This is a genomic window from Advenella mimigardefordensis DPN7 (assembly GCF_000521505.1).
GTDB classification, from domain to species: domain Bacteria; phylum Pseudomonadota; class Gammaproteobacteria; order Burkholderiales; family Burkholderiaceae_B; genus Advenella; species Advenella mimigardefordensis.
Genome location: NZ_CP003915.1, coordinates 1,149,991 through 1,164,306 on the forward strand (window position 1 = coordinate 1,149,991; position 14,316 = coordinate 1,164,306).

The following is a 14,316-nucleotide window of genomic DNA, read 5'->3' on the forward strand; positions in this document are numbered from 1 at the left end:
GTCGCGATGCGGGCGGCTTAGCCGCCAGTGATAGGGCTGAAAGTAAAAATCTGGTCGCCGTCGGACAGTACAGTGTCGTTGCGTTTGAGGCGGGGAATAAAGACCTCATTGACCGCAGTGGCAATGGCAGTGGGATCATCTGCCTGGCCGGCGGCACTTTGTATCTGCGCAATCAGCTCGGCCAGCGTGGTGCCGCTGGCGATCTCGTGTGTGGTGCCGTTAACGGAAATGTGAATCGTACTCATGCCGCCTGAATCAGACTGAAATCGGGTTCAAATATAGATTGTAGGGCCTTTTCCACTACGGCGGGCGCAATCAGCCAGCCATGACGGAACAATCCGTTGATCCGTGTCAGGCCCTGTTCGTTTTCAATACGGGGCAAATTGTCCAGCAGGGCAGGTCGCAAATTGACCTCGCTGTGGATCAGCCGCGCTTCGGCCAGCTCAGGCAGCACGCTGTGGGCAGCCGTCAGCAATTCGACTGTGCTGCGCAGCGATACCGGTGAGCGATCTTCGCTTTCAATTTCGCTGGCACCCACAACGACGGTATCGGGCGCACGCGGTACGATATACACCCGGTAGCGCGGATGCAGCAAGCGCACGGGCCGTGCCAGGGTCAGGTCGCCGGCCTGCAGCCAGAAAATTTCACCGCGTACGCCGCGCACATTGCGGCAGTTCAGTTGATGACTGTTGGCGTGAGGGCGCTCGCGGGCGCCTGTGCCGCGCACATCGAAAACCCAGTCGAACGTATGGACGCTCTGCGATGTCTGCAATTGTCCGGGTTTGAGGCTGATCACCGGACAGCCCCAGTGCCAGGTGGTGTTTTCGGCCGATTCGGCCAGCGCCTGCATGGCCTGAACGGTATGGATTTGCCCTTCGCCCTCCAGCATCCAGGCGTGGCTGGGGCCCTGGATTGAGGGCTCCAGCGCCTGCAATTGCGCGCGGCTGAGCATTTGCGGACGTGCGTGCTGTGGTGCTTTGGCGTCCAGCAAAGAGGTCAGGCGCGCTGCGGCCCCTTCATCGCCGCGATGCGCCACCAACAGGCTGCCCCGCACATGAAACTGCACCGGCAGGCTGAGGGTGGGCACCAGGGCCGACCATAGCTCGATGGAGCGTACGCCCATATCGAATACTTCGACATCGCCGCTTTCGAGTTCGGCAATGGGGCTGAGCATGCCTGCGGCAGTCCAGCCGGCAGCACCGCGTGCCTGTACGGAAGTAGCGGGATCAAATACGGAAACCTGGTGTCCCTGACGGGAGAGTACCAAGGCAAGAATGCGCCCCAACAGCCCGGCGCCGGCTATGCCTATATTCATGGTGTGATTCGCTTGCGGACCTGTGGATCCTGTGATGTTCGATTTGTTGCAACAGTATATCGCTGTCCTTGCCTGGTGCAAGGGTAATCGTGATCTGGCACAGCAATTGCACGACATCTGGACCCATGCGGCTGCCGCGATCCGGATCGCGCAGACGAACTCCCTGGCGGTTTTCCGTGCTTATCTGCCCAGCTTTTGCTGGAGCTGCGGGCCATATTGCAGGGCCACGGTGGTCAGGTCATTTACAATGGTGGTGGCGCAGCTGCCGCTGGATTCGGACAGGCAGATACGGATGTGCTGCTGGATATTCAGCCAGGGGTTGATGGGCGAGGCGGCATTCACGATATCCACGTTTTCCGCAATGGCTGTGAAGCGCCCCTCACGCGTCGGGTCTGCGCTTTGCAGGTTCAGGCGGGCAACCGCCTGGTTCATATCGTTCACCAGCGTCAGTGTGGGTGAGTTGGCAATCTGGTTGCGGACCTGTGCAGTGATATAGGTGCCTATCGGGTCATTGGGCGTATTGCCAAAAACATAGACCGGGATTTTTGCCAGTGCCGATTGCGCGGCAACGGCAAGCACGCAACCAATGGCGCCTGTGAGCACATGTGTGATTTTCATATCAACCTCTCCGTAACGGTATAAGGATTATAATAGCTTTATATCCCTGCCGGACGGTCGATTCCGGATCGCAGCGGCTTAAACCCTTGTCAGTTAATTACCGGCTTTTATTTTTGCATCTCATCTCCAGTGTCTGATTCCACCTCCCCGCTGTCTGTTCTGAAACGTGTATTTGGTTACGATTCCTTTCGTGGCGAGCAGCAGGCCATTGTCGAACATCTGATCGCCGGTCATGATGCCCTGGTGCTGATGCCTACCGGCGCCGGTAAATCGCTGTGCTATCAGGTACCGGCGCTGATTCGGCCGGGTACGGCAGTCGTGGTGTCTCCGCTTATTGCGCTGATGCAGGATCAGGTTGATGCCCTGCGCGAACTGGGTGTCCGCGCCGCCTTTCTCAATTCCAGCCAGGAATGGGAGGCCATTCGCGAGGTGGAGAACGCGTTTGCACGCGGTGAGCTGGATTTTCTCTATGTGGCTCCCGAGCGCCTGCTGACCGATCGCTGCATGCGCCTGCTGGAGCGGGGCCGCATTGCCCTGTTTGCGATTGATGAAGCCCATTGCGTTTCGCAATGGGGTCACGATTTCCGCCCCGAATACCTGGGCCTGTCCCGCTTGCATGAGCAGTGGCCGGATGTACCGCGCATTGCGCTCACGGCCACTGCAACACCGCAGACCCGCGATGAGATTGCGCAACGGCTGGGCCTGACCCAGGCAAGACATTTCGTGGCCGGGTTTGATCGCCCCAACATCCGCTATACCATCGTTGAAAAAAATGATGTGCGGCGTCAGTTACTGGGCTTTATTCGCGAAGAACATGCGGGCGACTCGGGTATCGTGTATTGCCTGTCGCGCAATAAAACCGAAGACACGGCGGAGTTTCTCTGCAGGGAAGGCATTGACGCCATGGCCTATCACGCCGGCCTGCCGGCAGAGTTGCGGGCGCAGCGACAGGCGCGCTTCCTGCGCGATGATGGGGTGGTCATGGTGGCCACGATTGCATTTGGCATGGGCATTAACAAGCCCGATGTGCGTTTTGTGGCGCATATCGATTTGCCCAAGTCGGTTGAAGGCTACTACCAGGAAACCGGCAGAGCGGGGCGCGATGGCTTGCCGGCCACGGCCTGGATGGCCTACGGGCTGCAGGACGTGGTGCAGCAGCGTAAGATGATAGACGACTCCACGGGCGATGAATTTTTCAAGCGCCGTTCGGGGGCGCAGCTGGATGCCATGCTGGCCCTGTGCGAAACCGTGCAGTGCCGGCGCACCCTTTTGCTGGCCTATTTCGGACAACAGTCGCAGGCCTGCGGCAATTGTGATGTTTGTCTGACACCGCCGCAAACCTGGGATGGCACCGTGGCAGCACAGAAAATCCTGTCTGCTATTTATCGGCTGCATCGTGAGCGCGACCAGCGTTACGGCGCAGGGCACCTGATTGATATCCTGCGTGGTAAACGTACAGAAAAGGTAGCTCAGCATTCGCATGACACCCTGTCTGTTTTTGGTGTTGGTCAGGATGTGTCCGAGCAGGGCTGGCGCAGTGTGTTGCGCCAATTGATGGCGGCCAATATTGTGACGGTTGATGGCGATGGTTACGGCACACTGGCACTGACCGAGAAAAGCCGCGGCGTGCTAAAGGGTGAACAGGTGTTGATGATGCGCAAGGAATCTGCCCGCGCTGCCGCAAGATCACGCAATATCATGCCTCGTGGCAAGCGTGAAGTTCGCGTGCTGTCAGCGGCGGCGCAAGCGCGTTTTGAAAGCCTGCGACAATGGCGGCGTGACATCGCCAAAGAACATGGCGTGCCGGCTTACGTTATTTTCAAGGATGACACGCTGGCGCAAATTGCCGAGCAGGAGCCCAGCACCCTGGACGATCTTGCCGCCGTCAACGGTGTCGGGCAGCATAAGCTGGATACCTATGGCGAAGCAATTCTGAACTTTCTGGATGAACTCGAATAAAATCGTTTTTTCACAAAACAGCCGATAAAACAGCCAATACATATGCTTAGTCTTTCCAGAATTTTCTTGGCATTGGCGCTAACTGCCAGTGCCTGTGTTCACGCAAAGCAGTTGTCCTTCAGCTTTGACGACGGCCTGAATCCGGACACGAACCCGGAAGCGGCCGCGATTAATCAGGCATTGCTTACTCAATTGGGCAAAGCCCATCTTCATGCCATCATTTATCCAAGCCTGATTAAACTGGGCGGCAGTGCCGGCGTGCAACTGGTTGCGCAATGGGGCGCGCAAGGCCATGCGATTGGCAACCACAGCGAACGGCATTTGAATCTGAATAAAAAGGAAGTGAGTACTGCAGACTATCTAGAAGGCATTGCTGTTGCTGAACGCCAGTTGCACGTTCTGCCCGGCTGGACTGCCCGCTATCGCTTTCCATTTTTAAAAGAAGGCGATACCCGGCAAAAGCGCGATGCGGTGCGCCAGTGGCTCAAAGAGCGGGGCTACCAGTCCGGTGCAGTGAGTATCGATGCCAGCGACTGGTTTTATAACCTGCGCTATCTTGCGTATGAAAAAGCAGGAAATACAGCGGATCTTGCGCAACTGCGAAAAGCCTATATCGCGCACTTGCTGGATCGTGCCAACTATTACGATGAACTGGGAAAGCAGACACTGGGCTATTCTCCCAAACATGTGATTCTGCTTCACACCAATAAAATCAATGCAGCAACGCTGACCGATATCATCTCGGCGTTCAAAGCGCAAGGCTGGGAATGGATTGACACGCAGACCGCCTATGCCGATCCGCTATACAAACAGCAGCCGGATGTGATTCCTGCGGGAGAAAGCATTATCTGGTCGCTTGCCAAACAGAAGGGCAGCACGACGCTTCGATATCCGGCAGAAGATGCACCCTACGAAACGGACAATCTCAGGCGTTTCGGTTTGGATTGAATACCGTTACTGCCCGGGTCGGGAATAAGTGATGAGCGGCAACCGCCGGCAATAATTGCGTTGTTCTAGTTGTGCTAGTTGCTCTAGTTGCTATCGTCGCTATCGGGCTTCCCCGTTCTATCAGTGCTTAGGCGCCGCTGGTGCGCGGATCTGCATTGTTTAACGTTATGCATCACTTTCGACGTGGGCACGATCATGTTCAGCCCAGTCGCTGGCCAGCAGCGGCAGGCGTTGTTCCATGGGGATCTTGGGGCAATTGCTGCACAGTTTGGCGTTGGGGCAACGAAAGTATTGGCAGCACACCCGGCGGTTCAGCGATAGCCGGTCAGGCAGGCCATAGCTGCTCATGTCGATATCCAGATAACCGCTTTCGGCCGGCAGGCCGATAGCCTGCAGCCAGATGTCACCACGGGCGCGGATGTGTGCAGTAGTGTATTGCGGCAGGTCGTGATAGTACAACAGCAAGGCGGCCAGTACGCTGTCGGCAGTGTGACGTCCGGCCAGTTTGGCAGCCACAGGTGTAATATTGCCCAGCGTTTGTCGTATCTGCTCCAGGCTGTTGGCCAGTGCGGTTGCAGGGCCTGTTTCATCTGAAATATTCAGTGTAATGGCCTGTTCCGGCACGTAAACCTGCTTTGCCAGGCCCTCGGCAAAGTGAACCTGCAACTGGCGTGCATCCACCATACAGCGATGATGTTCGTAGGCAAGAATGGTCGCGTACACAGGCACCCACATGCAGGTGCGCCAGGTATGTGCGTTCCAGTAGTGCCGGCCAGCTTCAGGGTGAAGCCGCGCCACATCGTCAAATAGCAACTGTAATACATCCTCGCGTACCTGGCCAACGGTCAGGTCAGCGGGCCCATGTAAGGGCGTTGCAGAAACGGGCAACAGGCGCCCAAGCGCCTGTTGCAATTGTTCATAGAAGGAGAGAGCTTCCTGGATTACCATTTGTAGCTGAATGTCGCCTTGATATTGCGTTTTTCTCCATAGTAGCAGAAGTTCGTGGTCGCGCAGGAGGCCACATAGGTCTTGTCGGTGACATTGTTCACATTCAGCCGTACCGTCGCGCCCTTGAGGTTCGGATTCAGGCGGCCCAGATCATATTCTGCGCCCAGATCCAGCAGGGTGTACGCGGGTACCCGTACCGTGTTTTCGTTATCGGCCCAGCTCTTGCCCACATAGCGTACGCCCGCCCACAGGGCCAGCCCATTATTCATGCCGTAGCGTCCCCACAGGCTGGCCATTTGTTTGGGTGCCTGAAACGGACGGTTGCCGGCATTGTCGCCTTTTTTCAGCTTCATGTTGTTCATGGTGTAGCTGGCCATGAGGGTGAAGTTGTCGGTGATATTGGCGTTGGCCTCCAGTTCGATGCCACGCGAATGCACCACACCCAGTGGGACGTAGTAGCTGGTAGCCGAAGAATGCCGTGCTGCGACGTTCTCCTGTTTCAGATCATAGTAGGCCGCAGACAGCATGACATGCTCGTTCGGCTGGTATTTCACACCGGCTTCATATTGCCTGGCTTCGGTAGGCGGCAGCACCTGATTGTTGATATCGGTGTAGCCGTTGGGGTTGAAGGATTCGCTGTAACTGGCGTAGGGTGCAATGCCGTTGTCAAAGGCATAGCTCAGGCCGGCGCGGAACGTGGTGTTATTGCCTTTGTAGCCGGACTTGGTATTGAGCTCGGGATTGCGATTGTCAATATCCACGATATCATGACGGATACTGAACAGGCCGGTGAGCGCACCATAGCGTACGGTATCCTGCAAGTACATGCCGAATTGCTCCAGCGTGCGGTCAAAGGGTTCTCTGTACGTAATGTTCAGTCCCGGATTGCCATAGACCGGATCGAATGCATTCAGCGGATTGGCCGAGCCTGAATCCCATCGTCCGGTTACATTGCGATGCTGGTAGTCGAAGCCGGCGATCACTTCATGTGAGACCGCGCCGGTATGAAAGACGGCGGTCAGGCTGGTGTCGAACTGCTGCGCTTCCAGCTCTTCATAGCCGCCCGAATAGTAACGGTTCAGCGAGTTTTCATCGGCCCAGCCGTAACCATAAAATTGTGCCATTTCGGATTTCAGGCTGGTCATCCGGAACGAGTTTTTGAAGGTCAGATTGGGCGAGAAGTCATGCTCGAACTGATAGCCCAGCATGGACAGGGTGCGGCTGAATTTACCACCCTCGTCATCATCCGAGAATTCGGGAGAAATGCGACGGCCATTATGATCGGTATTGATGGTCGCGTCCGCCGGGAAACCACTGTGAAAGCCGGTGTTGGGGTCTTTCTGGAAGTAACCCTGCAGCAGCAGGCGGCTATTTTCGCCCAGTCTGAACTTCAGCGACGGCGCGATCGTATAGCGTTCGACACGGTTGTTGTCGTACTGGGTCTTGCTGTTGCGCGTGATACCAACCACGCGATAGGCGGCATTGCCTTCCTTGTCTATCGGACCGGTCAAGTCAAAGCCCAGATGGGTTTGACCCATATTGCCGATGCCAGCTGTGATTTCGTGATAGGGCTCATCCAGCGGTCGTTTTGAACTGTAGGATACCAGACCGCCCGGTGAGTTGCGGCCGTACAGCACGCTGGTGGGGCCGCGATAAACGTCGATACGCTCAAGGGTGTAAGGGTCAATCTGGACGGAGCTATAAGTACCCGAATCGCTCAGTACCTTTTGTCCATCCAGATTCAGGTTGTCGGTGCTGTTTTCGTTGAAACCGCGCAGGCTGATGTAATCGTAGCGCGAGGCGCCGCCCACCAGTCCGGTAAAGGCGCCAGGGGTATAGCGCAGCGCATCGGTGCCGGTGGCGGCGCCAATCGCGTCAATGCGATCCCGTGTCAGGGAGGACACCGAATGCGGCGTTTCGATCCAGTCCATGTCAGCCCGGCTGGCAGCACGGCTCACTGTCGATTGAAGACCGATAGTGGGTTCGGTTGAGGTTGCGTCGCTGGTTGCACGAATAATACCCAGCTGGGCGACAGACGCAGGCGTGGTCTGCTCCTGTTCCTGCTGCGTTTGAGCATGAGCGCCGGAAACGGAGAGCAGGGCGAGTACGGCGATATACAGAGAGCGAGGTACCGCTGTAAAGCGAACCATGGACGGGGTCATAATAGAAAAATATCCTTGAAAACAGTATGCAACACAAATAAGAATGATTGTTATTTATAATTCATCTGTAATTGAAAAAATGTCAGATTTCATATGAAATATGTCAAAACGCACAGATTTTGTGTTGCAAAACTGTCTCTAAACGGACTCACGCGCCAATGACCAGAACCTTTACCTATGCCGATTTTGTGCAGTATGGCGAGCTGCATGGAATTACGCATTACCTGCCCGAAGCCATTGTGCAGGATCCCAGCCGACACCAGGAAACACTGGCTTATGGTCAGGTGCGTGAACATACCCTGTGCCAGGGCGTCACGCTGCTGCACACCGATATGCATTTTCTGGTGCCTTATCATGCCCAGTCCCGCGTGCAGGAGGCGTATTCATTTGCAATGCTGCTCAACGGCCAGTTGCGCATCGGGCGGGAGCGCTCGCCTTTACAAACCGTAGGTCCGGCCTGCGGCATCAACACCAGTTACCACAATGAGCGCATGCAGACGCACTATCTGCCGGGCATGCGTCTGGCAGCGCTGGATGTGCTGGTGGATCAGACACAGATTGAACAGAATGCCTATACCGAAAGGTTGCTGCCCATACTGGATGCGGCGCCGCCCACGTTTGCCGTAGCCGAACAGGACGACGCGTTTCTGGAACATGTGCGCCTGCAATTGCAGATGGCGCAGGATGACAGCGTCGGTTCGTTGATTTACGAGGCATTGGGCCTGCAATTGTTGGCCAGGGTCAGGGCGACGCCCGGTGCACCGGCCGAATGGCAGAACAGCGACAGGCTGAGCCGTCAGGACCACGACCTGCTGGGCGCACTGCGTGAATATATCCGCAGGGAGCCATGGCAGCCCCACACCATACGCTCAATGTCGCAATTTACCGGCATGGGTGAGAGTGCGCTCAGAAAGAAATTTCAGTTGAAATTCAATACGTCTATTATGGCGTGTGTTAAGGACTATCGGCTGCAATTGGCGCAGCGCTATCTGGAGCAGGGCGAGTCGGTGGAAAAAGTGGCCCTGCTGGCCGGCTATCGGCACAGCAGCAATTTTTCGACCGCATTCAAAAAGCGCTTTGGCGTTAATCCGCGGCGCTGGTAGCGGAATTTGCAGCGGAACTTGCAGCGGATTGTAGCTGCGCCATATGTAGCGCCGGCCGAGGGGAATGTATTGCCCGGGAGGCGGACAGCGCAGCAGCATCAGCGGGGCAAGATCAAATCGGGTGGACTAAATCGGCAGGGCTAAATCGGCAGGGCTAAATCGGCAGGATCTGCGCCATTGCTGCACCGGCCATGATCGTCCTGGCCTATTGCCGCTGAATTTAGAATAGTGGCTTGTTCGGGCCTTCTGGTGGCGTGCAACCCAGGTGCTGCCAGGTGGTCAGGGTTGCCACGCGTCCCTTGGAAGTGCGCTGAATGTAGCCCTGCTGGATCAGGTAGGGTTCGATCACATCTTCGATGGTATCGCGCTCTTCACCGACGGCTGCCGACAGGTTGTCGATGCCCACCGGTCCGCCATCGAATTTATGCACAATGGTTTCCAGAATCTTGCGATCCATCAGATCAAGTCCCATGGGGTCGACATCAAGCATGGCCAGGGCTGCCGATGCCGCGGCATTATCAATAATGCCATTGGAGCGCACATCGGCATAGTCGCGCACGCGGCGCAGCAGCCGGTTGACAATGCGCGGGGTGCCCCGTGAGCGGCGTGCGATCTCGTGAGCCCCTTCCGGCGTGATGCCGGCGTTGAGCAGATGGGCGCTACGTGACACAATGCGGGCCAGTTCTTCGGTGTTATAAAACTCCAGGCGCGAGACAATGCCAAAGCGATCACGCAGCGGATTGGTCAGCATGCCGGCACGGGTTGTGGCACCCACCAGGGTGAAGGGTTGCAGGTCGATTTTGACGCTGCGCGCGGCCGGGCCTTCGCCGATCATGATATCGATCTGGAAGTCTTCCAGCGCCGGGTACAGAATTTCCTCCACCACAGGCGATAAACGGTGGATTTCGTCAATAAACAGAACGTCGTTTTTTTCCAGATTGGTCAGCATGGCGGCCAGATCGCCGGGGCGCTCCAGTACCGGGCCGGAGGTTTGCCGTAGCTGTGAACCCATTTCCCGCGCGATAATGTGCGCCAGTGTGGTTTTGCCCAGGCCAGGCGGCCCGAACAACAGCACGTGATCCAGCGCCTCCTGGCGCATGCGCGCAGCCGAAATGAAAATTTCCAGTTGTTCCCGAACCCGTGTCTGGCCGACATACTCGTCCAGCGCCTTGGGTCGCAAGGCGCGTTCAATGGACTCTTCGTTCGGGGTCATGGGCTCCGGAGAGACAATGCGGGGGGCTGCGCTGGTAAGCGCGTCGTTTTGAATGGCCATGGGGCAGCAGTATCTTTGTGAAGACTGAGGGTCTGGCCTATTTTACCTGAATCACCAGGCTGCGCCGCCCGGGATGGGCTATCCCTGGTGGTATCCCGTTAACGGTACACCAGATCACGCAGGACCAGAGAGATCCAGGGCACGTAGGTGATCAGCAGCAGGCACAGCAATATCACGCCGACAAACGGGATCAGTGACCTGAAGAGCCGTTCTATGGGTAGCTTTGCGACGGCGCAGGCGGCAAACAGATTGACGCCAAACGGCGGCGTGATCATGCCAAGGGCAAGATTGACCACCATGATAATGCCAAAATGTGTCGGATCGATGCCGAATTGCTGGGCGACCGGCAGCAGCAGCGGCGCCAGCACCACAATCGAGGCGGAGGTTTCAATGAACATGCCGATCAGGAACAGGGCAGCATTGACGCCCAGCAGAAAGGTGACTTTGTCGCTGAAGATGTGACTGAGCCATTCGCCCAGCATATTCGGTACCCCGGCGCGGTTGAGCAGGAAGCCGAACAGGCCGGCATTGGCAATCACAAACATGATAATTGCTGTCGAAATAACCGTTCGGTGCAGTGTTTCGGTCAATATGCCAAATGAAATGCGCCGATAGATCAGGGTGCCAACCACCAGCGCATATACGACGGCAACCACCGACGCTTCAGTGGGCGTGAAAATGCCACCATAGATGCCGCCGAGAATAATGACCGGCATCAGCAGCGCCAGAAAGGATTGCCGGAAAGCCTTGAATACCGGTAGGCGACCATCGCCATCCTGTCTGCCATACCCATGTCGTTTGGCATAAATCCAGACATACAGCATCAGCGCCACGCCGATCAGTATGCCGGGAAAAATGCCGGAAATGAATAGCTCGCCCACCGACGTGTCGGTGGAGACGGCAAACAGAATCATGGGAATGGAAGGGGGAATGATCACGCCCAGTTCGGCGGCGGTCGCCTGCAGCGAAGCGGAGAATGGCTTGGGGTAACCGTGTCGTACCATGGCCGGAATCAGGATTGCGCCTACCGCAAACGTAGTGGCGACGCTGGAGCCGGCCACCGCGGCAAAAATCATGCATGTGATAATACATGCCATGGCCAGCCCGCCCTGTACCGAGCCGACCAGACTCTTGGCAAAATTGACCAGTCGCTCCGAAATGCCACCCGCTTCCATCAGGTTGCCGGCAAGAATAAAAAAGGGAATGGCGACCAGCGGATATTTATCCAGCGAGGCAAAAATCTGCTGGGCAATCACCAGCCAGTTGATGCCGGCGACATACACGCCGAACAGGCTGGCCAGGCCGATGGAAACGGCGACCGGGATGGTCAGGGCAAAACAGACCAGCATGGATAAAATCATCAATTGCGACATAATCTGTCTCTAAAGCGGTAGGAGTAGGGGTAGAGCAAATAGGGATAGAACAAAATAGGGGTCGAGCAAAATAGGGGTCGAGCAATATGCCGGTGACGGCTTGCCACTACAGCTGTTGTACAGGATCTCGATGCGATCGTGCTTTCGGATCCGGCTCCGCGATAGCGCCAGGCAGTCCGTGCCTGCGGACAGGCCATGACGGCCGGCTGCTGACGGCGCCGGGCACTGATGTCATAGCAGGGTCAGGTCTTCTTCCTGAGATTCCTTTCTGGCATTGGCCCATTGCATAATGACTGCCAGCAAGGCCAGCGCCATCCCCACGGGAATAGCGGCATAAATCCAGGAGATGGAGATGCCCAGGCTGGGAATGGTCTGGAAGCGTACCCGGTAGGTCATGAGCACGCCAATCCACGTCATCATGCCGAAAAAACCTGCCATGATCAGCATGACCAGATGCTCTAGGCGGCGTTGCCAGGGATCTTTGAGCAGCGAATGGAGCATTTCCACTTTGAGCATGGCACCTTGCCTGCACGCCAGCACCACACCCAGCAGAACCAGCCAGATCATGGCGGTGCGGGTCCAGCCTTCACTCCAGTCTGATGGCTCCTGCAGGATAAAGCGTGCGATTACCTGGTAAAACGAGGCACACACCGCGGACACCAGAAACAGTTGCGCAATGAAGGAGATCAGACGAAACAGGGTGCTGTCCAGCAAGCGGGTCAAGGCATTCATTCAGGCCTCCGTGTAAAGGCGGTGCTTCACTTGGTATTGCGGATGGATTCGACCAGTTCCTTGCCGAATTTTTTTATAGAACTCGGGGTACACCGGTTCCACCGCTTTGACAAAGGCATCGTGATCAACCTTTTCCTGCACCTGCATGCCTTCTTTTTTCAGTGTGGCAACGCCGCTGGTTTCGACTTCGTCAACATATTTACGCATGGCTTTGGCCGCAGCCAGGCCAGCCTCTTTGAATTTAGCCTTATCTTCATCGGACAGGCTTTCATACACAGATGGCGAGACCAGGATGAGTGCGGGACCGTAGACGTGTGCGGTCAGCGATAGGTACTTCTGCATTTGCGACAACTTGGCCGATACGATTACGGAAATCGGGTTTTCCTGGCCATCGATTGTGCCTTGTTGCAGGGCGGTGGCCACTTCAGGCCAGGCCATTGGTGTGGGCAGCATGCCGATCTTGCGGAAGGCAGTGATATGTATCGGGTTTTCCGTTGTGCGGATCTTCAAACCTTTAAGGTCGGCAGGTGTGGTGACTTCGCGCACGTTGTTGGTCAGGTGGCGGAATCCCTGTTCACCCCAGGCAAGCGCAATCAGGCCTTTGGCCGGGAAATCAGCCAGCAGCTTCTGACCAATCGGGCCGTCCAGTACCTTGCGGGCATGCTCCAGGTCACGGAACAGAAAGGGAATGTCAATCACGCCGGTTTCAGGAACGAAATTCAGGGTTGCGCCGGTAGAGACAACCGCTGCGTCGATGGTACCCAATTGCAGCCCTTCGATCACTTCGCGTTCTCCGCCCAGTGCACTGTTGGGAAATTGCTGTACCTTGAATTCTCCGTTGGTGCTTTTACCCAGCGTTTCTTCAAAGGCATCTGCGGCAACGCCATAGTGCGACGTCTTGGAAAGAGCATAAGCCAGTTTCAGTGTTTGTTCTGCCATGGCAGGCGCCATGACAATCGCTGACAGCAGGCTCGCCGCCAGCGCTTTCTTGATCCAGTGAGCGCGCATCTTATTGCCTCCCCAAAGTGGGCGTTATTGTTCGAAATAAAATTATCGGGTAACTTTACGGCAATATGTGTGGCGCACAGCGCAATTTTATTACGACTAGTGCAAACCCTAGGAAAAGCGGGGTGTTGTGCCGTTACTTGTGATGGTAAAAGGAGCGTGCCAGATGGTATTGCGGTTGTTTTTGCCGGCACGCCTTATAAAGTCTTATAACGCCCGATATAGTGGTGTATCAGGGCAATATTCAGGGAAGTAGTTAGCTGGAGAGGACTTTGAGTGCAGCGCGGATGCCCTCGGATACGCCCAGATCGGCCGGCAACGTTTTGACGGTGGCCCGTGCTTCGCGATCAGAATAGCCCAGCGCCAGCAGCGCGTTGAGCACATCGTTCTGGCCTGTGGCCGCGGGCGTGGCCGGCGCAATGGCATCCAGTTTGCCGCGCAGTTCCAGCAGCAGGCGTTCCGCCGTTTTCTTGCCGATGCCGGGTATCCGCGTGAGCAGGGCGGTGTCCTGCTGCGCGATTGCTGCTGATAGGTCAGCACTGCTCATGCCCGAGAGGATTGCCAGCGCGGTACGCGCACCAATGCCGGTAACTTTGATCAGCGCGCGAAAGGTGGCGCGTTCGTCCTGTCGCAGAAACCCGTAAAGAACATGTGCGTCTTCGCGGATGGCCAGATGGGTGTATAGCGTGACTTTGGCCCCTGCCTCGGGCAAGTCATAAAAAGTACTCATGGGTACATCGATATCGTAGCCCACACCGTTGACATCCAGGCACAGGCCTGGCGGTTGTTTTTCAATCAGCAGGCCGGTTAGTCGTCCGATCATCAGGAACTCCACAAACCCTGTTCATGCAGGGATCATCAGAAAAAAATCAAAGCGCTA

At 56.4% G+C, this 14,316-nt stretch carries 12 protein-coding genes and 1 pseudogene; 3 read left to right on the forward strand and 10 right to left on the reverse strand.

Features of this window, described 5'->3' with window-relative positions; genetic code table 11:
* Positions 1 to 17 precede the first annotated feature (17 nt).
* The 3 genes from thiS to MIM_RS05235 all read right to left on the reverse strand — a co-directional run bounded on the left by thiS (position 18) and on the right by MIM_RS05235 (position 1,933).
* Entirely contained in the window at positions 18 to 245 is a 228-nt protein-coding gene (thiS, locus tag MIM_RS05225) for a sulfur carrier protein ThiS (protein WP_025371714.1), read from the reverse strand.
* Entirely contained in the window at positions 242 to 1,315 is a 1,074-nt protein-coding gene (locus tag MIM_RS05230; RefSeq protein ID WP_025371715.1) for an FAD-dependent oxidoreductase, read from the reverse strand. Before MIM_RS05230 ends, thiS begins: the two co-directional genes overlap by 4 nt.
* A gap of 180 nt (positions 1,316 to 1,495) precedes the next feature.
* Positions 1,496 to 1,933 (reverse strand): hypothetical protein, encoded by a 438-nt coding sequence (locus MIM_RS05235; RefSeq protein ID WP_025371716.1) that lies wholly within the window; start codon positions 1,931 to 1,933, stop codon positions 1,496 to 1,498.
* Between the two features lie 129 nt (positions 1,934 to 2,062).
* Between MIM_RS05235 and recQ the strand changes: the two genes are divergently transcribed.
* Together recQ and MIM_RS05245 are read left to right on the forward strand one after the other, a co-directional pair.
* Positions 2,063 to 3,892 (forward strand): DNA helicase RecQ, encoded by a 1,830-nt coding sequence (recQ, locus tag MIM_RS05240; protein WP_025371717.1) that lies wholly within the window; start codon positions 2,063 to 2,065, stop codon positions 3,890 to 3,892.
* Between the two features lie 66 nt (positions 3,893 to 3,958).
* A complete protein-coding gene (locus tag MIM_RS05245) occupies positions 3,959 to 4,840 on the forward strand; it encodes a polysaccharide deacetylase family protein (protein WP_245592816.1) in 882 nt (293 codons plus the stop codon).
* Positions 4,841 to 5,005: 165 nt separating this feature from the next.
* Here the strand turns inward: MIM_RS05245 and MIM_RS05250 are convergent, their stop codons facing one another.
* Together MIM_RS05250 and MIM_RS05255 are read right to left on the reverse strand one after the other, a co-directional pair.
* Entirely contained in the window at positions 5,006 to 5,788 is a 783-nt protein-coding gene (locus tag MIM_RS05250) for a (2Fe-2S)-binding protein (protein ID WP_025371719.1), read from the reverse strand.
* Entirely contained in the window at positions 5,782 to 7,950 is a 2,169-nt protein-coding gene (locus MIM_RS05255) for a TonB-dependent siderophore receptor (protein ID WP_025371720.1), read from the reverse strand. Before MIM_RS05255 ends, MIM_RS05250 begins: the two co-directional genes overlap by 7 nt.
* A gap of 158 nt (positions 7,951 to 8,108) precedes the next feature.
* On the opposite strand from MIM_RS05255, the gene MIM_RS22010 reads away from it, so the two are divergent.
* Positions 8,109 to 9,053: a helix-turn-helix transcriptional regulator gene (locus tag MIM_RS22010; protein ID WP_025371721.1), complete on the forward strand. Its 945-nt coding sequence runs from the start codon at positions 8,109 to 8,111 to the stop codon at positions 9,051 to 9,053.
* Positions 9,054 to 9,273: 220 nt separating this feature from the next.
* Here MIM_RS22010 and ruvB read toward each other — a convergent pair whose 3' ends face one another.
* From ruvB to ruvA, 5 genes and pseudogenes are all read right to left on the reverse strand, one after another.
* Complete coding sequence (gene ruvB / locus MIM_RS05265; protein ID WP_025371722.1) at positions 9,274 to 10,326, reverse strand: Holliday junction branch migration DNA helicase RuvB; 1,053 nt, start codon at positions 10,324 to 10,326, stop codon at positions 9,274 to 9,276.
* A 98-nt stretch (positions 10,327 to 10,424) separates the two neighbouring features.
* The gene (locus MIM_RS05270; protein ID WP_025371723.1) at positions 10,425 to 11,699 is read right to left on the reverse strand and encodes a TRAP transporter large permease; all 1,275 of its coding nucleotides are present in this window, start codon (positions 11,697 to 11,699) and stop codon (positions 10,425 to 10,427) included.
* Between the two features lie 231 nt (positions 11,700 to 11,930).
* Positions 11,931 to 12,431, reverse strand: coding sequence for a TRAP transporter small permease (locus MIM_RS05275; protein ID WP_042069995.1), 501 nt, complete (start codon positions 12,429 to 12,431; stop codon positions 11,931 to 11,933).
* A gap of 26 nt (positions 12,432 to 12,457) precedes the next feature.
* Positions 12,458 to 13,439 (reverse strand): annotated as a pseudogene (locus tag MIM_RS05280) (TRAP transporter substrate-binding protein).
* Between the two features lie 253 nt (positions 13,440 to 13,692).
* On the reverse strand, positions 13,693 to 14,259 hold the full coding sequence (gene ruvA / locus MIM_RS05285; protein WP_025371725.1) for a Holliday junction branch migration protein RuvA: 567 nt from the start codon (positions 14,257 to 14,259) through the stop codon (positions 13,693 to 13,695).
* Positions 14,260 to 14,316: the final 57 nt, after the last annotated feature.

What these genes read in the sequence shown, in the direction of transcription:
- thiS (WP_025371714.1), bottom strand. Translation starts at nt 245, where the DNA reads ATGAGTACGATTCACATTTCCGTTAACGGCACCACACACGAGATCGCC.
- MIM_RS05230 (WP_025371715.1), bottom strand. Translation starts at nt 1,315, where the DNA reads ATGAATATAGGCATAGCCGGCGCCGGGCTGTTGGGGCGCATTCTTGCC.
- MIM_RS05235 (WP_025371716.1), bottom strand. Translation starts at nt 1,933, where the DNA reads ATGAAAATCACACATGTGCTCACAGGCGCCATTGGTTGCGTGCTTGCC.
- ruvB (WP_025371722.1), bottom strand. Translation starts at nt 10,326, where the DNA reads ATGGCCATTCAAAACGACGCGCTTACCAGCGCAGCCCCCCGCATTGTC.
- MIM_RS05275 (WP_042069995.1), bottom strand. Translation starts at nt 12,431, where the DNA reads ATGAATGCCTTGACCCGCTTGCTGGACAGCACCCTGTTTCGTCTGATC.
- MIM_RS05255 (WP_025371720.1), bottom strand. Translation starts at nt 7,950, where the DNA reads ATGACCCCGTCCATGGTTCGCTTTACAGCGGTACCTCGCTCTCTGTAT.
- MIM_RS22010 (WP_025371721.1), top strand. Translation starts at nt 8,109, where the DNA reads ATGACCAGAACCTTTACCTATGCCGATTTTGTGCAGTATGGCGAGCTG.
- ruvA (WP_025371725.1), bottom strand. Translation starts at nt 14,259, where the DNA reads ATGATCGGACGACTAACCGGCCTGCTGATTGAAAAACAACCGCCAGGC.
- MIM_RS05270 (WP_025371723.1), bottom strand. Translation starts at nt 11,699, where the DNA reads ATGTCGCAATTGATGATTTTATCCATGCTGGTCTGTTTTGCCCTGACC.
- MIM_RS05250 (WP_025371719.1), bottom strand. Translation starts at nt 5,788, where the DNA reads ATGGTAATCCAGGAAGCTCTCTCCTTCTATGAACAATTGCAACAGGCG.